Here is a 16,666-nt window from a genome sequence, read left to right on the forward strand (position 1 = left end):
GCCTGTCTGACCGCCCTCACCGCTGATGCGCGGCCCCCCGTTCCTTCAAGTGCTTTTCGCGCATCGTCAGCGTCGGCAGCGTCTTCCTGGCGAATTCCTTCATCGCCGGGTCGTCGCCTGACCAAGCGCTTCACCCCTGCCCTGGGTAGGGCGTGCCGTCCTTGTGCAGAAAACGCCCGTCGGCGCTGGGGCTCATCATGTCGACGTCGGAGCAGGTGATGACATCGTCCGGGTTGCGCGAGCCGACCTCGAGGTAGAGCGCTGTCGTGGATGACCGGTTGATGAGATGGTGGCCGTTGCCGCTGCTCTTGGCGAAGGTCGCGCAGTCGCCTGCCCTGAGCAGCGTCTCGCCGCCATCCTCCACCAACGCCAACTCGCCTTCCAGCACATAGACGAACTCGTCCTCGTGGCTGTGCCAGTGCCGCTGGCTCGACCAGCCGCCGGATGGCAATGTCATCAGGTTGACGCCGAAATCTGTGAGGCCGCCAGCATCGCCAAGGCGGCGGCGCGTGCGGTTCGCACAAGGGGCGTCGAAGGGCGCGGGGTAGCCCGAGCCCTTGCGGATGGGCAGGGCTGATATGTCTATTCTGGGCATGGGACCCTTCTCTCGGATGGATGACCGCAGTCTAAATTCGCAGAGCGTCGCGCTCTACGGCGCCCCCCTCTGTCCTGCCGGACATCTCCCCCACTTGGGGGGAGATTGGCGGCTTCGGCGCCGGCTCTCTTCTTGCCACGTTGGAGATTGGCGAAGGCCGAAAGTACAGTCAATCTCCCCACCTGTGGGGAGATGTCCGGCAGGACAGAGGGGGGCGCCGTAGAGCATTATCGTCAGCCGTTCAGCTCCTGCCCCTCACCCCTGATGCGCCGCCCCCAGTTCCTTCACGTGCTTTTCGTGCATCTTCAGCACCGGCAGCGTCTTCTTGGCGAATTCCTTCATCGCCGGATCATCGCCCGATTTGGCATAGGTGCTGAACAGCGCCACCGCCTGTTTGTGCGCGTCGACCTGCATCATGATGTATTTGGTGTCGAAGTCCTTGCCGCTGGCGGCCTTGAGTTCGTCGAGCTGGCCCTGTTCTTTCGGCTGCAGCGCCGGGCCGGCCGGCTTGGTCGAGGCGGTGGTCTGGCCTTGGGCGAGTGCCGCCTTGAAGTCCTCGCCGGCCTTGGTGTGGTCGGTGATCATCTGTTTGGCGAAGGCTTTAACGTCGGCCGATGCCGATTTCTGCTCGGCGAGCTTGCTCGACTGGATTTCGAACTCGTTGGCGCCGGGCACCGTTTTGATGAAGGTCTGCGTGTCGACCTTGCTGTCGGCGGCCAACGGGGTCGTTTGGGCGGTGGATTGGGCAAGTGCTGCGGGCGCGCCGGCGAGCAAGGCCGCGGCGGTCATGGTCAGAAGCGTTTTCATCTGCAATCTCCGGTCGGAATGGATCCCTCGGGATTCCAACGCCGCAGAGGAGCGGAAGTTGCGCCGGGCGCCCTGCCTTCAATGGCAGCACGCCTCGCCATATTGCAGCTGCTCGTCCCAGTTCGGCCGGCCTTCCGGCGTGAAATCCATCAGATTCCAGAGGATCTCGCAGGTGCCGATGGCGCGTGGGTCCTGGCCGGGTTCGGGCGCGGCGAAGTCCAGCTCGGACGACCAGAAGTGGCGGATGCCGTCAGCATCGCGGTGGAACACCGACAGCAGCGGGATCTGCGCGCCGTCGACCGCCTCCGCATTGTAGTCGCGCTTGAAGCTGTTGGAGGCCGACGACACCAGCCGCATGTTCTTCCAGCCACGGTCGCGGCCGAGCGTGAGCAGGTTTTCGAGCGCGGTTTTCGCCACCACGGCGAAGTTGAAGCCGGCGGCTTCGAGATGACCGACCGCGCCGTCGAACTGGTCGAGCAGCGCCGTGCAGGAAGGGCATGGCTGGTCCTGCCGCGCCAGCTTCGCCGTGCCGCCCGTCATTGCCACGTCGCGCGTCTCCTGCGGATGGCGCGGAAACATCATCTGGTAGAGGATCAGCGTGTCCTTGCCGGGCGCGAACAGCTGCGACAGCTCTATCTCAGCCGGCCTATCCTCGGCATCGAGCCCGTCGAACACGTAATCCTGTGGCACCAGCCCGCCCGGCGGCAGCGCGCGGCGCGCGACGGCAACCGCTTCCATGGCGCGGCGCAGCTCGATTTCCTTCTGCAGCAGTTTTTCGCGGGCGGCGCGATATCTGGCGGATTCGTTGGGAAAGGTGATCATGATCGGCTCCTTGGGTCACAGCGCCGGCGTCCCGGCGCGGTTGCTCTACGACCTAAGGACGGGCCGCTCAGGCCGATTCCGACAATTTCCCTTCACCCTTTCACGCCGCCGGCGGTCAGGCCCGAGACGATCTTGCGCTGGAAGATCAGCACCAGCACCACCAGCGGCACGGTGACGATCACCGACGCGGCCATGATGTTGCCCCACGGGATCTCGAACTGCGAATTGCCCGACAGCAGCGCGATCGCCACCGGCACGGTCCGCTGCGCGTTGTTGGAGGTGAAGGTCAGGGCAAACAGGAACTCGTTCCACGCGCCGATGAAGGCGAGCAGCCCGGTGGTCGCTAGCGCCGGCCACATCAGCGGCAGGAAGATGCGCGTGACGATGATCCACGGCGTCGCGCCGTCGAGGATCGCCGCCTCCTCGACCTCGACCGGCAGGTCGCGCACGAAGGCGGTCAGCACCCAGACGGTGAACGGCAAGGTGAAGATCATATAGGAGAAGATCAGCGCGAAAAGCGAATTGTAGAGGCCGAACATCCGCACCAGCTCGAACAGCCCGGCCAGCACCGCCACCTGCGGGAACATCGACACCGACAGGATGGCGAAGAGCAGCGCCGAGCGGCCGCGAAAGCGCACGCGCGCCAGCGCATAGGCCGCGGTGACGCCAAGGAACAGCGAGAGCGCGACAACCGCGCCCGAAACCACCAGTGAGTTCATGAGGTTGCGCGCGAAGGCGCCTTCGGTGAGCACGTTGCGGTAGTTGCCGAGGCTGAACGTCCGCGGCCAGAGGTCCGCCTGGAAGAGCTCGGTGCCCGATTTCAGGCTGGTGACGATGGCGTAGTAGAACGGGAATACCGCGACCAGCACGATGACCGCGACCAGCAGGTAGAAAGCCGTCCGCTTCAGGATCCCCATGTCAGCGTCCTCCGTCCAGGCTGACCCGGCCGATCCGGATATAGGCCATGGTGAGAAGGGAAAGAATGAGGAACAGCAGCGTCGAAGCGGCCGAGCCGTAGGCGAACTTGTCGAACTCGAACAGGTTCTCGCGCGCGAACACCGACATCGACTTGGTGTGCACATTGTTGGGCGTCAGCACATAGATGAGGTCGAAGATGCGCAGCGCATCGAGCGCGCGGAAGATCACCGCCACCATCACCGCCGGGCGGATCAGCGGCAAGGTCACCCGCCAGAAGATCTGCCACGGATTGGCGCCATCGAGCTTGGCGACCTCGATGATCTCGCGCGGCAGCATCTGCAGCGCGGCGAGGATGAGCAGCGCCATGAACGGCGTCGTCTTCCAGATGTCGACGACCAGCACGGCCGCCATCGCCGTGTCGGCGTTGGCCGTCCAGGCGATTTTGCTGTCGATCAGGCCGAGATTGAGCAGAACCACATTGATGATACCGAACTGGTCGTTGAGCATCCACTGCCACATCTTGGCCGAGACGATGGTCGGGATCGCCCAGGGGATGAGGATCGCCGCCCTGACGATGCCGCGGCCCGGAAATTCGGCATTGAGCACCAGCGCGACGATCATGCCGAGGATCGTCTCGCAGGTCACCGAAATCACCGCGAAACGCACCGTGTTCCAGACGGCGCTCCACCAGACCGGGTCGGCCAGCACGCCGTCATAGAGCACTCGGCCGCTCGGCATATGCAGCACCGAGAAGTAATTGGCGAAGCCTGCCCATTGGCGGGCGTCGAGGTCGGCCAGCGAAGCGTCGGTGAAGCTGAAATAGATGGTGCGGGCGAGCGGCCAGCCGGCGGCGGAGGCGAGCACCAGGAGCATCGGTGCCAGGAACAGCCAGGCCGAGCGCACGCGCTGGCGCATCAGCCGCGAGCGCGGGCGGCGGGTCGCGGCTGTTTCAGGCATCGGCTCCGTTTCTGTCATCCCTCCGGCCGGGCGGGATATGGAGGCGCGTTGTGGCGTCACCAGCCACGACCTTTCAGCCTGGTCAGCATGGCTTCGAGGTCGGCCAGATTGTCGCCGGCGGCGCCATCGCCCGACAGCGTCTTGTGGACGGCGTTCCAGAACTGGCTCGACGCCTCGTTGTACTTGATCTTGGCTGCGGCCGAGGGACGCGGCACCGCATTGAGGAAAATCTGCTTCCAGCGCGGGACGATCGGCTGTTGCCTTGCGATGTCGGCATCGTCATAGAGCGCCTGGATGGTCGGCAGGCTGGAGTTCCTCAGCGCGCGGTATTTCTGCATCGCGGGCGAGGCGATGAATTTGACGAGCCCGATCGCCGCGTCCGGGTGCCTGGAATATTTGGACACGGCAAGATTCCAGCCACCCAGCACTGCCGCCGGCCGCGCGCCTTCGCCGGTGCCGGCCGGCAGCGGCGCGACGTCGAATTTGCCCTTGATCGGCGAGCCTTCGGAATTGCCGAGTGCATAGGCATAGGGCCAGTTGCGCATGAAGACCGCATTGCCGGTCTGCCACACGCCGCGCGATTCTTCTTCCTGATAGGCCAGCACGCCGGGCGGCGCGATGGTCCCGACCCAGCCTTTGGCCATGTCGAGCGCCGCCGCCGCTTTTGGGTTGTTGATGGAGATGGTTCCGTCCGGCTCGATGATCTGGCCGCCGCCGTTCGACATTACCCATTCGAGCGCGTCGCAGGTCAGCCCCTCATAGGCATTGCCCTGGAAGACGAAGCCCCAGATGTCCTTGTTGCCGGCCGCCCGCTCCTTGTCCATGACCAGCCTGGCGGTGTCGGTCAGCTCCTTCCAGTTGGCAGGCACCTTGGCACCGTATTTGTCGAGCAGGTCCTTGCGGTAGTAGAGCGCCGGCGCATCGGTGAAGATCGGCAGCGCCACCAGCCTCCCGTTGACGGTCTGCGACTGGATGATCGAGGGGAAATGGGCGCCGACGACATCCTTGGTCGCCGCGGTCAGGTCGACGAGCTGGCTGGCGAGCTGCGGCGCCCAGATCACATCGGTCTGGTAGACATCGATATCGCTGTTGCCGGCGGCAAGCCACAGCCGGTACTGGCCGAACTGGTCGGTCCCGGATGCAGGCATGACGACGATGCTGACCTTGTTGCCGCTGTCCTTCTCATAGCGGTCGAGGATTTCACGCAGCACCTTGATGCCGATGCCTGTGTCGCCCGACACGATCGACAGCTCGACGGCCCGCGCAGGGGCGGCCGCAATCATCGCGACAGCGGCCACCGCGGCAAATGCGTGAAAGAGCCTCATGGCGGCGGAGGGTCTCCTTTTGGAACCGCGACGCAAGCCTTCCAAGCGCCGGAAGCTGGTCGGACCCCTCCACCACTCATTGAATGCGGAGCGGCGCTCTGGGTTCCCGAACCATGCCGGCGAGCGGCGGTGGACAAGGCCGCGGCGGCCTCAGCCTTCCCAGGCGACAGGGCTCATCCCAAGCCGTTGATAGAGCCGGACTGCGGCGGCATTTTTCACCGTGTTGGTTTTGAGGTCGATATGGGGGGCGCCGCGTTCGCGAAAGACGGCGAAGGCGTGCCACATCAGCGCCTCGCCGATGCCCCTGCCCCGCGCCTGCGGATGCACGGCGAGATCCCTAACGAAGGCGCTCGTCCAGCACAGCGCCGCCGCCGCCAGCAGGCCTTTGGCGTCGATGACGAGGAAACAGAGCGCCGGGTCGAATTCGGGGTCGCCTGAGACGCGCGACCACCATTCGTCGAACGGGCCGTCGGCGCCGTCGTCGAACACTTCGGTCAAAAGCGCATGCAAGGCCGGCGCGTCGCCGTGCCCGAGGCTGCGCATGACGAAGCCTTCGGGCCAATGCGGCGCGACCAGCGTCTCGTCGAGGATCTTGCGCAGCCGGATGTCGTTGGGAGCCGGCGGGCGCGGTTCGGGCATTTCGCTCAGGCGTCGGGCAGCAGGCGCCGCCGCTTGCGGTCGACGCCAAGGCCGGTCGCCTCGAGCAGGCCTTTGCGCTTGGCGTCGAAATAGTAGCCGGTCTGGTAGAGCCAGTCGGCGCGCTTGGCGTTACCGTCCGACACCAGCCAGGCGCCACGCAGGTATTTGACGGCGTATTTCAGGTTGGTTTCGGCATCGAACAGGCCCCTGGCCGGTCCGTCATAGCCCATGCCGCGCGCCGTCGCGTGCTTGATCTGCATCAGCCCCCAATGGCCGTTGTTGTAGGCCTTGGGATTGAAGGTACTTTCGCGGTTGACGACGTGGCGCACAAGGTCGACCGGCACCTGATAAAGCGCGGCGTATTTTACGATCAGCCGGTCGATATCGCCGCGCACGCCGGTCGCATGCTCTTCCTGCACCGGAGCGGCAGGGAACTGGACGAGGGCAGCCGGATTTTGCGGCACAACGTAGGCGGCCTGCTGCACGCCGGGCATGGCTTTCTGATCGTTCCTGGCGATCGCCGGCACGATGAGCCCGGCGGTGGCGTAGGCGGCCGCCGCCTTGATTGGTGCGCCGGCGCCAGCCGGCGGCGGCGCCTGCCAGGCATTGGCGGTCATCACCGCCGGCACGGCCGGCGCGGTTGGGGTCGCTCCGGCAAAGGCCGCGGTTGCCGCGGCCGCCTGCGTGGCCGGGCCGGCGGGCAACTCAGCGGTTTGAACGGGCGCAATCCCCGACGATTCCGGAAGCACCGAAACCGTCTCCGGCAACGGTATGGTGAAGCCGGCATCGGTGCCGGCGACGGTCGCCGTTTCGGTGAGGGAAGACGCGGATTTCATCTGCGAGGTCGACGTGCAACCGCTGACGCCGGCCATGGCCGCGATCACGCCGAGCAGGATAAGGGTTTGTTTTGCTGGCAAGCCGCGTTCGGGTCCGGTTCGTCGGATGTTAAGAAATCCCTTACACCAGCGATTCCTGGCGAGCAATCGGGGCGCTCAGGTGGTTTTCGGGTGGCGAGACTCAGGCCGAAATGCCATATTGTTCCTGATATGTACCGGCACGAATGCCGGTTTCTGGCCATTTTGCGAAAGGAGTACGGCATGCAAACGCCATCGCAGATCACAGCGGGCCACGCAGTGTTAGAAACAGTGATCGGCTTCATGGGCATTGCCTGGAGCGAAAAGGGCCTGATCCGGCTCTGCTTGCCCGAACGCAGCCGCGAGGCGGTGGAGCGGCGGCTGATGCGCCATGCCGGCGTTTCGGCCTCTACCGTGCAGCCGCCGTGGGTGGTCGAGCTGATCGCCTCGATCAAGGCCTATGCGGCCGGCGAGGACGTCGATTTCTCCTCCGTGCCGGTCGATCTCGACGGCATCGACGATTTCCGCCTCGCCATCTATGACGCTGCGCGAAAGCTCGCCTATGGCGAAACCACCACCTATGGCGAACTGGCCAAGAGCGCCGGCCATGCCGGCCTGCCGCGCGAAACGGGTGCCGCACTTGGCGCCAATCCGGTGCCTCTGGTCATTCCGTGCCACCGCATCGTCGCCGCCGGCGGCAAGATCGGCGGCTTCTCGGCGCCCGGCGGCTCGACCACCAAGGAAAAGATGCTGGCCATGGAAGGCGTGCGCGTCGGCCCGCAGCCGCCCGCGCAGGTCTCGTTCGGATTTTGACGCGATAACAGCCGCGCCGAGCGATTAGCTAGTTGTTATGAAAAAATCGCCGGCGGAAATGCCGGCCGTTGTCCGGCCGCTTGCAATTGTAGACGGGGCAGGATTTCGTATCGGCGCTCGGCACGTAGGCGCGTGTCCTCACCTCCCCCATGGTGCAGAATTGCTGGCTCTGCACGTAGCGGTCGTAGAGCGGCAGCCCGGGCACCCGCCTCGACTGATAGCGCAGGATGACGGCGCCCTGCCGCGCGATCGTCGCCTGCACGCGGCCACAGTCCATCCGCGTCGGATCGTAGCGCGAGATCGCCTGCGCCTCGGCGGCGAGCAGCGTCAGGCATGCCGCCAGTAGAATGGTCTTCATGGTCCTCTCCCCTGATGCGCGGCCCACGAACGGCGCCATCTGACGCAACGGTTTCAGCAGATTGGGGCGGCCGTTGGGCGATCCTCCGATCACGGCTTTCTCACGCAGTCTTGTATTTCGTGCGAAAGCAGCCTATATCAGCCCCATTGATATTTCGGCCGATCGATCCGGGCCTCGCGATCTTCGCGTTTGCTGACGTCTATCTCCAAAATCTCGATGCACACCGGCTGGACCTCGGTTCGGTCAAACCAAAGCAAATGTGAAGGACTATTTTAATGGCAACTGGAACGGTCAAGTGGTTCAACGCCACCAAGGGCTTCGGCTTCATCCAGCCTGACGCGGGCGGCGCGGACGTTTTCGTCCACATCTCCGCTGTCGAGCGCGCTGGACTGTCGACCCTGGTCGAAGGCCAGAAGATCAACTTCGAGATCGAGCAGGACCGCCGCACTGGCAAGTCGTCCGCTGGATCTCTGAGCAAGGCAGCCTGATTTTGAAAATGGCGCGCGCCGGGCGACAGTCCGGGGCGCGCGGCAAGTCACGGATGTACTGACGGTCGCGCGAGAAGCGCGCCGGAGCGGAAAGACCCGACAAGCTGGAACAGCAGATAGCTGCCAGCCCGGACCGGATGCTCCCGATCAGGCTACCGAAATGGGAAGGCGGGCACTGTCCCGCCTTTTTATTTGCCTGGATTCAAGGCATCTAAAGCCGAGCCCATGGTCCCACCTATGGTACCATCGAGCCAAATAGTGGTACTATTCGGCCATGAGCAAGCTTGACCAAATCGAGAAATCCATCACTGAACTGAGCCCCGAGGAACTGAAAGCGTTTGCCGCTTGGTTCAAGGCGCTCCAGGCGGACATGTGGGATCGGCAGATCGAGGCCGACGCGAAGGCAGGCCGATTGGGCAAGCTTGCCGAACAGGCATTGGCTGACCATCGCGCCGGCCGGACTCGGCCTCTGTGAACCACGTCGCCTCCCCATCATTCTGGGAGGCCTATGAAAAATTGCCACCATCGATCAGAGCAAAGGCGGGACAGGCGTTTTGTCAGACTGCGTTCCGATGCTTTTCATCCCTCCTTATATTTCAAGCAGGTCGGTCGGTATTGGTCGGCGCGAGTCGATGAAAACTACCGGGCTGTTGCCATACGCAACAATGAAGATGTGATCTGGTTCTGGATCGGCACCCATGCCGACTACGACCATTTGTTGAAATAGCTCCCGCGCAGCTTCTTGGACGATGGGTGGCCGGGCCTCGCGCCTGTTGGCGCGCCTCGCCCCCAAAAGAGCCGCGAGGCGGCGGCGAGGTTGAGGATAAAACTACCCTACCCACTCCATCGAGACGTGCCCTGGATCCGCCACCACACGGTCAAGCCACGCGGCCACCGCCGGATAGGCGTCGAGCTGGAAGCCGCCCTGCTCCGCCGTATGCGTATAGGCATAGAGCGCGATATCGGCGATGCTATAGGCGTTTCCGGCGAAGAAAGCGTTGCTCTCCAGGTATTTATCCATGACGCCCAGCGCCTTGTTGCCGCGCTCCAGCGTCACTGCCAGCCGCTCGGGCGTGGCGTCCTTGGCCCTTTCGGGAAAAGTCAGCAGCGCCTTGCGCACGGCGATATAGGGCTCGTGGCTGTACTGTTCGAAGAACAGCCATTGATAGGCGAGCCCGCGCTCATATTTGTCCGCGGGCAGGAAGCGCGTGCCCTCGGCGAGGTAGAGCAGGATGGCGTTGGATTCAGCGATCCGCCTTCCGTCGTCGAGTTCCAGCAGGGGCACCATGGCGTTCGGGTTCTTGGCGACGAACTCCGCTTTTCGCGTATCGCCCGTGTGCGAACTCACCTCGACAGTGGTGAAAGGGAGGCCGAGCTTGGCCATCAGAAGGCGCGGCTTGTAGCAATTGCCGCTGTCGATCATGCTGTAAAGTATCATCGCGGGTCCCCCGAGCGCTGCCATGTGCAGACGCGATTATCGCAGCCGCGCCGTCCTCGCCAATGATTAGTTTTGGCGCGACGATCAGCGCCGCTGATGTGTAGCACGCGGCGCTACCCGAACAGCGGCACCACCTTGCTGTCCCTGCCCAGCAGCGCGTCGATGGCGAGCGGCCGCTCGTCGAAGATCATCCCGGCCAGCGCCGGCCGGGCAAGCAGAAAACCTTGCAGCAGGTCGACGCCGCCATCGAGCGCGACGCGCAGATGGGTGGGCTGTTCGATGCCCTCGACCAGGACCTTGGCGCCGCGGTCGTGCAGGCTGGAGACCAGCGGGCGGAAGAACCGCTCGGCGGCGGCGTGCCGGCAGAATTGCGCGAACCAGCCACCGTCGATCTTGACGATGTCGGGCTGGAGCAGGCTGACCCGCTCCTCGGTCGAGTGGCCGGTGCCGAAATCGTCGATGGCGATGCGGATGCCGTTGCGGCGCATCTCGCGCACCAGCCTGGCCAGCAGCGTGTCGTCGGCCGCCTGTTCGGTGATTTCGCAGACCAGCATGCCGGGGGCCAGCCCGAGCTCGCCGAGATGCCTGCTCATCAACCGGATTTCTGCCAAGGCCCTCCCCCGATGGTCGTTAACCAATGGATTGTAGTTGAAGAACAGATCGAGCCCATCGACGCCTATGTTGCGGAAATTCCTGAGATGCAGCACCCGGCACATGGTTTCGACGAACAGCCGGTCCTGGGCCGCGACGCCTTCGAAGAACGCCCGCGCCGCGACCGGCTGGCCGGCGCGATGCGGCTCGATCAGACCCTCGACCGCCGTTGCGTGTAGGAAACGGCCGCGCGGCGCGAAGATCGGCTGGTAGGCGCTGCGCAGGCGGAAATCGCCATAAACGCCATATTCGATACCGACCTCGTCCATGAAGATCGCATCGCCGACATCGCGCCGCCGCTCGGGCCTCATCGTTTGCCCCTGCGCCCGAAGACCTTCGCCGCTCGCGCCGCATGCGGCGCGCCGGTCGTGACAGAGGATGCACCGGCGGCGGTGGGCGACGGCCCATCCCTACCGAAGACGCGGAAGCTGGTGGGCGCCAGCTCCGGCCGCGCCAGCACGAAACCCTGGACCATCGAAGCTCCGGATTTCTCGGCCAGCTCCAGCTGCCAGCCTTCCTCGATGCCCTCGAACACGGTGCGGATGCCTTGTGCCTCGAAGCTTTTCACCATGGACGTCAGCAGCGCGAAGCCGGCGCCGGACTCCATCAGCTGCGTGATCCAGTGGGCGTCGAACTTGACGATGTCGGGTTTCAACTCCTTGATGCGATTGATGTCGGAATCGTCGGCGCCATAATCATCGACGGCAATGCGAAAGCCGTTGCCCTTCAATGCCGCGACGAAGCCATGCAGGGTCTCCTGCGAGGCTGAGCGCTGCTCGGTCACCTCGCACACGACACGGCCCGCATCGATGCCGGCCTCGTGGAGCACCAGGCGCATTTCGCGCAAGGCATTGTCGGCAACGGCGCGCTCGGTGAACACCGACGGATCGAAATTGACGAAGATCGATGCTTCCTGCGGCAGGCAGGCGCCGGCATTCAGCAGATGCAGCGTCCTGGTCAGCGCCTCGATATGGAGCCGGTCGGCGGCCGGACAGGTCGAGAAGAAGCTCATCGGCGATTGCGGCTCGCCGTCGCGGAACGGCCGGATCAAGCCCTCGAAGGCGGCAACCGACAGCTTGCCTTCCCTGAAGGCGAAGATCGGCTGGAAGGCGCTTTGCAGCGTGTAGATGCCCCAGACACCTGACGAGGTGCCGTCATCATGACGGATGATATGGGCAAGCCCGATGCTGCGCGACAAGGTTCCTGGCTCCGCGAACTGGCGCAATTGGGTTGCGATCCTGCCACGCAAGCCTCTACCGCCCGTTAATGAACTTTCTGTTGCAGATCACGGCTCATTGACCTCCTTGCGGCACTGGCCCAGCCGACAATGCTTGCACTCACGGGAATGATGCGACATGAGAAGCGCCGCGGCCGCTCCTGGCCGCGCCGATCCTTTCTGGAGAGAAAAAGGTCATGGCCTTCCTTGCCGACACCCTTTCACGCGTGAAGCCTTCCGCCACCATCGCGGTGACGCAGAAAGCCCGCGAGCTGAAAAATGCCGGCCGCGACGTCATCGGCCTGGGTGCAGGCGAACCGGACTTCGATACCCCCGACAATATCAAGAATGCGGCGATCGAGGCCATCCGCCGTGGTGAGACCAAGTATCCGCCGGTGTCGGGCATCGCGCCGCTGCGGGAAGCGATCGCGAAGAAATTCAAGCGCGAGAACAATCTCGACTACAAGCCGGAGCAGACCATCGTCGGTACCGGCGGCAAGCAGATCCTGTTCAACGCCTTCATGGCGACGCTGAATCCCGGCGACGAGGTCATCATCCCCCGCCCCTATTGGGTCAGCTATCCCGAGATGGTGGCGATCTGCGGCGGCACCTCGGTGTTCGCCGACACTTCGATCGACAACGGCTTCAAGCTGACAGCAGAAGTGCTGGAAAAGGCGATCACGCCGCGCACAAAGTGGCTGCTGATGAACTCGCCGTCGAACCCGTCGGGCGCCGCCTACACCGAGGCCGAGCTTCGGTCGCTCGCCGACGTGCTGCTCAGGCATCCGCATGTCTGGACGCTGACCGACGACATGTACGAGCATCTAACCTATGGCGACTTCGTCTTCAAGACCATCGCCGAGGTCGAGCCGAAGCTCTATGAGCGCACGCTGACCATGAACGGCGTGTCGAAAGCCTATGCCATGACCGGCTGGCGCATTGGCTACGCCGCGGGGCCCATCCAGCTGATCAAGGCGATGGACATGATCCAGGGCCAGCAGACATCGGGCGCCTGCACCATCGCGCAATGGGCGTCGGTCGAAGCGCTGAACGGGCCGCAGGACTTTATCGCCAAGAACAAGGCGATCTTCCAGGGGCGCCGCGACCTCGTCGTCTCGATGCTCAACCAGGCGCGCGGCATTTCCTGCCCTTCGCCGGAAGGCGCGTTCTATGTCTATCCGTCCTGCGCCCAGTTGATCGGCAAGAAGACCAAGGCCGGCAAGGTGATCGACACCGACGAGGCCTTCTGCTCGGAGCTGCTCGAGGCCGAGGGCGTGGCGGTGGTGTTCGGTTCGGCCTTCGGCCTCGGTCCGAACTTCCGCATCTCCTACGCCACGTCGGAGACGCTGCTGGAGGAAGCGTGCACGCGCATCCAGCGCTTTACGGCATCACTGACCTGATCGTGAAAACAAAACCCGGCCAAACGCCGGGTTTTTAGATCGGCTCGACACGGTATTCAGCCGCCATATTGGGCCGGCGTCACCGCTTCCAGCCAGTCGGCATGCACGCCCTCGAGCGCTTCCTGCATGGCTATATGCGTCATCGCCGTTTTCGGCCCGGCGCCATGCCAGTGCTTTTCGCCTGGCGCGAACGAGATGACGTCCCCTGCCCTGATCTCCTGGATGAGACCGCCCCAGGTCTGGGCGAGGCCGGCGCCCGACGTGACGTACAGCGTCTGGCCAAGCGGATGCGTGTGCCAGTGGGTCCGCGCGCCCGGCTCGAAGCTGACCAATGTCGCCCGCAGCCGTGCCGGAGCCTCCTTCTCGATGATCGGCGTTTGCAGCACCCGGCCGGTGAAGTACTTTTCCGGTGCGATGACGGTCGGCGTGCTGCCGCAGGCAATGATCTTCATCGTTCGATCCCTGGAACTGGTGGCGATGCGGGCGGCGGCGCCGCCGCTCCTCTTTCGAGACACTAGTTTCGGCCGATATGGCCGGCGACGCAACCGGGTCTGTTCGGCTTGCAAGGCAGCGGTGACCGCCCCCGCGCGCTCAGCCCCTGAGGCCACCTATTTTCCTTGCCCTGCCGGCAAACAAGTGGGACGATGCCTTTGGGCCGGTTGAAGACAAGCCCGCCCGCGACGGTCGAACAGGCCGGCCGCCGCTCAGGACCGACTGACCTTGGCCTGAACCATGAATGCCAGTCGGTCCCCAGGGAAACGCCTGAGTGGAGGCCAGTCATGGGTAATCGCGCCGGAGGACGACGCACGGGACCGAAATGCATTGCCATAGTCGGTCCCTTCGCAAGCGGTAAGACGACACTTCTCGAAGCCATATTGGCCCGCACGGGCGCCATTCCCCGCCAGAACCCGGTTTCCTCGGGCAACACCGTTTCAGACCATTCGCCCGAGGCGCGCGCCCACGCCATGAGCGTCGAGGCGACCTTCGCCACCACGGAATTCATGGGCGAGCAGTTCACCTTCGTCGACTGTCCCGGATCGATCGAATTCTCCTTCGAGGCCGAACCGGTGCTGGCCGCCTGCGACCTCGCGGTGGTCGTCGCCGAGGCCGATGAGAAGAAGATCCCCGCCCTCCAGCTCATCATGCGCAAGCTCGACGATCTCGGCGTGCCGCGCATCCTGTTTCTCAACAAGGTCGACAAGGCGATCGCGGGCGTGCGCGACACGCTGAAGATGCTGCAGCCGGCAAGTGCGGTGCCGTTGCTCCTGCGCCAGATCCCGCTGCGCAAGGATGGCGTCGTCATTGGCTCGATCGATCTGGCGCTCGAACGCGCCTACATCTACCGCGAATATGCCGAGAGCGAGGTGGCGCAGATCCCTGGCGACGAAAAGGCGCGCGAGCTGGAAGCCCGTTTTTCGATGCTGGAAAGGCTAGCCGACCATGACGACCAGTTGATGGAACAGCTGCTCGAGGAGATCGAGCCGCCCAAGGACGCGGTCTTCGACGATCTCGCCGCGGACCTGCGCGACGGCGCCGTCACGCCGGTGCTGATCGGCACCGCCGAGAAAGGCAATGGCGTGCTGCGCCTCCTGAAGGCGATCCGCCATGATGCGCCCGACATCGAGGCGACCCGCAAGCGGCTCGGCGCACCCGAAGGCAACGCGACCGTGGTTCAGGTAATGAAGACAATCCATACGCCGCATGGAGGCAAATTGTCGGTGTCGCGCATCCTTTCGGGACAGGTCGCCGATGGCTCCGAGCTCTGGCTGCCCGGCGGCGAGATGGCAAAGGTGTCCGGCATCTACAGGATGCTTGGCAAGGACCAGTCGAAGCTCACCGCGGCGAAGACCGGCGACACGGTCGCGCTCGGCAAGCTGGACGCGGTCAAGACCGGCCAGACGCTGACCTCGGCCAAGGGCGGCATGAAGCCGCTGCTCCAGTTCGAGCCGCCGCAGCCTGTCTTCGCTTTCGCCTTGCGGCCGAAGGAGCGCAAGGACGAGGTGAAGATGTCTGCCGCCATCCAGCGGCTGGCCGAAGAAGATCCCTCGCTCAGCCTGCATCATAATCAGGACTCGGCCGAGACCGTGCTGTCGGGCCATGGAGAAATGCACCTGCGCGTCGTGCGCGAACGGCTCGAGGGCAAGAACCAGATTCCGGTCGAAGGCCATCCGCCGGCGGTGCCCTACCGCGAGACGATCCGCAAATCGGCGCAGCAGCGCGGCCGCCACAAGAAGCAGTCCGGCGGCCACGGCCAGTTCGGCGATGTGGTGATCGAGATAAAGCCGCTGCCGCGCGGCGCAGGTTTCCAGTTCACCGATACTATCACCGGCGGCGTGGTGCCCAAGACCTACATCCAGTCGGTCGAAAGCGGCATACGCGATTACCTGAAGTCGGGCCCGCTCGGCTTTCCCGTCGTCGACGTCGCCGTCAATCTGTCGGACGGCTCCTACCACGCGGTCGATTCCTCCGACATGGCCTTCCAGATGGCGGCCAAGCTTGCCATGAAGGAAGGCATGGCGGGCTGTTCGCCCGTGCTCCTGGAGCCGGTGATGAAGGTCGAGATCGTGACGCCATCCGATGCGACCTCGAAGATCATCGCGCTGATCCCGCAGCGGCGCGGCCAGATCCTCGGCTACGACGCGCGGCCCGGCTGGCCAGGATGGGACGTCGTCGAGGCGACCATGCCGCAATCCGAGATCGGCGATCTGATCATTGAGCTGCGCTCGGCCACCTCAGGCGTCGCCAGCTACCGCGCCGTCTTCGACCACATGGCCGAACTCACCGGCCGGCTCGCCGACGAAGCGATGAATGCCAACGGCAAGGCAGCCTGATCCTGATGCCCGTCGCCTAAAGTGATCTTGGCTTTGGGACATCGACATGCAGAGAGATTCGGGTGACGCCCTCTCGAACCTTGTTCGAGGGGGCGAAAAAAACGACGCCCGGGGACCGGACGCCGTTTTGTTTGCGGACCGTTTTCTTGGGAGGAAAAACGGCAGGTCCGCCGCATCTTGAAGTCGCCGCTTCGGCGAAAGAAGGTTCGGACGCGGTAGCCGCCTGAGCCCGGGCCGTCCGAGTGATGCCCCCATCTCCCGTCCGACCACACCGCGTCCTATCATCTGCTTAGCAGATACCGAGCGCCTTTGACATGTTACCAGAGGTTACATGTCACTGTTACGTGGCTATTTCGGTGGATTTTCCCGCCCTTCCGGCAGCGCCCGGGCAACAAAAAAGCCGGATCAATGAAGATCCGGCTGAGTTTGATTGGAAGTGCCTGTTAAGGCTAACCTCCAGAGGGGAACACTCAAGGGCGCTAATGGGAGGAGAACGCGCCCAGGAGATGAACTATATATGTGCTCATCATGCTCAAGAAACAAGCATCTATTTT

Annotated in this window: 18 protein-coding genes and 1 pseudogene; 6 read left to right on the plus strand and 13 right to left on the minus strand. The window is 64.1% G+C overall.

The features are described from left to right. Positions 1-130: 130 nt before the first annotated feature. The 8 genes from LB566_RS05820 to LB566_RS05855 form a co-directional block, all read right to left on the minus strand. On the minus strand, positions 131-595 hold the full coding sequence (locus LB566_RS05820) for a cupin domain-containing protein (RefSeq protein ID WP_224623699.1): 465 nt from the start codon (positions 593-595) through the stop codon (positions 131-133). A gap of 255 nt (positions 596-850) precedes the next feature. Next, positions 851-1,402, minus strand: a complete 552-nt coding sequence (locus LB566_RS05825; RefSeq protein WP_224623700.1) for a DUF4142 domain-containing protein — start codon at positions 1,400-1,402, stop codon at positions 851-853. Positions 1,403-1,480: 78 nt separating this feature from the next. Continuing rightward, on the minus strand, positions 1,481-2,224 hold the full coding sequence (locus tag LB566_RS05830; RefSeq protein ID WP_224623701.1) for a DUF899 family protein: 744 nt from the start codon (positions 2,222-2,224) through the stop codon (positions 1,481-1,483). Positions 2,225-2,316: 92 nt separating this feature from the next. Continuing rightward, positions 2,317-3,141: a carbohydrate ABC transporter permease gene (locus tag LB566_RS05835; protein WP_224623702.1), complete on the minus strand. Its 825-nt coding sequence runs from the start codon at positions 3,139-3,141 to the stop codon at positions 2,317-2,319. A gap of 1 nt (position 3,142) precedes the next feature. Then, positions 3,143-4,099, minus strand: coding sequence for a carbohydrate ABC transporter permease (locus LB566_RS05840; protein ID WP_224623703.1), 957 nt, complete (start codon positions 4,097-4,099; stop codon positions 3,143-3,145). 56 nt (positions 4,100-4,155) lie between these two features. Continuing rightward, complete coding sequence (locus LB566_RS05845) at positions 4,156-5,424, minus strand: ABC transporter substrate-binding protein (protein ID WP_224623704.1); 1,269 nt, start codon at positions 5,422-5,424, stop codon at positions 4,156-4,158. 150 nt (positions 5,425-5,574) lie between these two features. Then, positions 5,575-6,063 (minus strand): GNAT family N-acetyltransferase, encoded by a 489-nt coding sequence (locus LB566_RS05850; RefSeq protein WP_224623705.1) that lies wholly within the window; start codon positions 6,061-6,063, stop codon positions 5,575-5,577. Between the two features lie 5 nt (positions 6,064-6,068). Further along, on the minus strand, positions 6,069-6,980 hold the full coding sequence (locus LB566_RS05855) for a lytic transglycosylase domain-containing protein (protein WP_224623706.1): 912 nt from the start codon (positions 6,978-6,980) through the stop codon (positions 6,069-6,071). 180 nt (positions 6,981-7,160) lie between these two features. On the opposite strand from LB566_RS05855, the gene LB566_RS05860 reads away from it, so the two are divergent. Further along, positions 7,161-7,730 (plus strand): methylated-DNA--[protein]-cysteine S-methyltransferase, encoded by a 570-nt coding sequence (locus LB566_RS05860; protein WP_224623707.1) that lies wholly within the window; start codon positions 7,161-7,163, stop codon positions 7,728-7,730. A gap of 28 nt (positions 7,731-7,758) precedes the next feature. Here LB566_RS05860 and LB566_RS05865 read toward each other — a convergent pair whose 3' ends face one another. Continuing rightward, entirely contained in the window at positions 7,759-8,088 is a 330-nt protein-coding gene (locus tag LB566_RS05865) for a hypothetical protein (protein ID WP_224623708.1), read from the minus strand. Positions 8,089-8,363: 275 nt separating this feature from the next. On the opposite strand from LB566_RS05865, the gene LB566_RS05870 reads away from it, so the two are divergent. The 3 genes and pseudogenes from LB566_RS05870 to LB566_RS05880 all read left to right on the plus strand — a co-directional run bounded on the left by LB566_RS05870 (position 8,364) and on the right by LB566_RS05880 (position 9,303). After that, positions 8,364-8,576: a cold-shock protein gene (locus LB566_RS05870; protein WP_010910991.1), complete on the plus strand. Its 213-nt coding sequence runs from the start codon at positions 8,364-8,366 to the stop codon at positions 8,574-8,576. Positions 8,577-8,850: 274 nt separating this feature from the next. Further along, positions 8,851-9,051: a hypothetical protein gene (locus LB566_RS05875; RefSeq protein WP_224623709.1), complete on the plus strand. Its 201-nt coding sequence runs from the start codon at positions 8,851-8,853 to the stop codon at positions 9,049-9,051. Next, a pseudogene (locus LB566_RS05880) lies at positions 9,048-9,303 on the plus strand (hypothetical protein). Before LB566_RS05875 ends, LB566_RS05880 begins: the two are co-directional and overlap by 4 nt. Before the next feature lie 102 nt (positions 9,304-9,405). Here the strand turns inward: LB566_RS05880 and LB566_RS05885 are convergent. The 3 genes from LB566_RS05885 to LB566_RS05895 form a co-directional block, all read right to left on the minus strand. Further along, positions 9,406-10,014 (minus strand): glutathione S-transferase family protein, encoded by a 609-nt coding sequence (locus LB566_RS05885; protein ID WP_224623710.1) that lies wholly within the window; start codon positions 10,012-10,014, stop codon positions 9,406-9,408. A 113-nt stretch (positions 10,015-10,127) separates the two neighbouring features. Then, complete coding sequence (locus LB566_RS05890; protein WP_224623711.1) at positions 10,128-10,976, minus strand: EAL domain-containing protein; 849 nt, start codon at positions 10,974-10,976, stop codon at positions 10,128-10,130. Continuing rightward, positions 10,973-11,863 (minus strand): EAL domain-containing protein, encoded by an 891-nt coding sequence (locus LB566_RS05895; RefSeq protein WP_224623712.1) that lies wholly within the window; start codon positions 11,861-11,863, stop codon positions 10,973-10,975. The genes LB566_RS05890 and LB566_RS05895 overlap by 4 nt, the downstream gene beginning before the upstream one ends. A 215-nt stretch (positions 11,864-12,078) precedes the next feature. On the opposite strand from LB566_RS05895, the gene LB566_RS05900 reads away from it, so the two are divergent. After that, complete coding sequence (locus LB566_RS05900; protein ID WP_224623713.1) at positions 12,079-13,281, plus strand: pyridoxal phosphate-dependent aminotransferase; 1,203 nt, start codon at positions 12,079-12,081, stop codon at positions 13,279-13,281. Between the two features lie 56 nt (positions 13,282-13,337). Here LB566_RS05900 and LB566_RS05905 read toward each other — a convergent pair whose 3' ends face one another. Further along, the gene (locus LB566_RS05905) at positions 13,338-13,733 is read right to left on the minus strand and encodes a cupin domain-containing protein (protein ID WP_140495951.1); all 396 of its coding nucleotides are present in this window, start codon (positions 13,731-13,733) and stop codon (positions 13,338-13,340) included. A 327-nt stretch (positions 13,734-14,060) separates the two neighbouring features. On the opposite strand from LB566_RS05905, the gene LB566_RS05910 reads away from it, so the two are divergent. After that, a complete protein-coding gene (locus LB566_RS05910; RefSeq protein ID WP_140549927.1) occupies positions 14,061-16,112 on the plus strand; it encodes an elongation factor G in 2,052 nt (683 codons plus the stop codon). Positions 16,113-16,666 lie beyond the last annotated feature (554 nt).

This window comes from Mesorhizobium sp. CA13 (assembly GCF_020165235.1).
Taxonomy (GTDB): domain Bacteria; phylum Pseudomonadota; class Alphaproteobacteria; order Rhizobiales; family Rhizobiaceae; genus Mesorhizobium.

Excerpts from the sequence above, each read along its gene's own strand:
- LB566_RS05820 (WP_224623699.1), bottom strand. The coding sequence starts at position 595 with ATGCCCAGAATAGACATATCAGCCCTGCCCATCCGCAAGGGCTCGGGC.
- LB566_RS05825 (WP_224623700.1), bottom strand. The coding sequence starts at position 1,402 with ATGAAAACGCTTCTGACCATGACCGCCGCGGCCTTGCTCGCCGGCGCG.
- LB566_RS05830 (WP_224623701.1), bottom strand. The coding sequence starts at position 2,224 with ATGATCACCTTTCCCAACGAATCCGCCAGATATCGCGCCGCCCGCGAA.
- LB566_RS05835 (WP_224623702.1), bottom strand. The coding sequence starts at position 3,141 with ATGGGGATCCTGAAGCGGACGGCTTTCTACCTGCTGGTCGCGGTCATC.
- LB566_RS05840 (WP_224623703.1), bottom strand. The coding sequence starts at position 4,099 with ATGCCTGAAACAGCCGCGACCCGCCGCCCGCGCTCGCGGCTGATGCGC.
- LB566_RS05845 (WP_224623704.1), bottom strand. The coding sequence starts at position 5,424 with ATGAGGCTCTTTCACGCATTTGCCGCGGTGGCCGCTGTCGCGATGATT.
- LB566_RS05850 (WP_224623705.1), bottom strand. The coding sequence starts at position 6,063 with ATGCCCGAACCGCGCCCGCCGGCTCCCAACGACATCCGGCTGCGCAAG.
- LB566_RS05860 (WP_224623707.1), top strand. The coding sequence starts at position 7,161 with ATGCAAACGCCATCGCAGATCACAGCGGGCCACGCAGTGTTAGAAACA.
- LB566_RS05865 (WP_224623708.1), bottom strand. The coding sequence starts at position 8,088 with ATGAAGACCATTCTACTGGCGGCATGCCTGACGCTGCTCGCCGCCGAG.
- LB566_RS05870 (WP_010910991.1), top strand. The coding sequence starts at position 8,364 with ATGGCAACTGGAACGGTCAAGTGGTTCAACGCCACCAAGGGCTTCGGC.
- LB566_RS05875 (WP_224623709.1), top strand. The coding sequence starts at position 8,851 with ATGAGCAAGCTTGACCAAATCGAGAAATCCATCACTGAACTGAGCCCC.
- LB566_RS05885 (WP_224623710.1), bottom strand. The coding sequence starts at position 10,014 with ATGATACTTTACAGCATGATCGACAGCGGCAATTGCTACAAGCCGCGC.
- LB566_RS05890 (WP_224623711.1), bottom strand. The coding sequence starts at position 10,976 with ATGAGGCCCGAGCGGCGGCGCGATGTCGGCGATGCGATCTTCATGGAC.
- LB566_RS05900 (WP_224623713.1), top strand. The coding sequence starts at position 12,079 with ATGGCCTTCCTTGCCGACACCCTTTCACGCGTGAAGCCTTCCGCCACC.
- LB566_RS05905 (WP_140495951.1), bottom strand. The coding sequence starts at position 13,733 with ATGAAGATCATTGCCTGCGGCAGCACGCCGACCGTCATCGCACCGGAA.
- LB566_RS05910 (WP_140549927.1), top strand. The coding sequence starts at position 14,061 with ATGGGTAATCGCGCCGGAGGACGACGCACGGGACCGAAATGCATTGCC.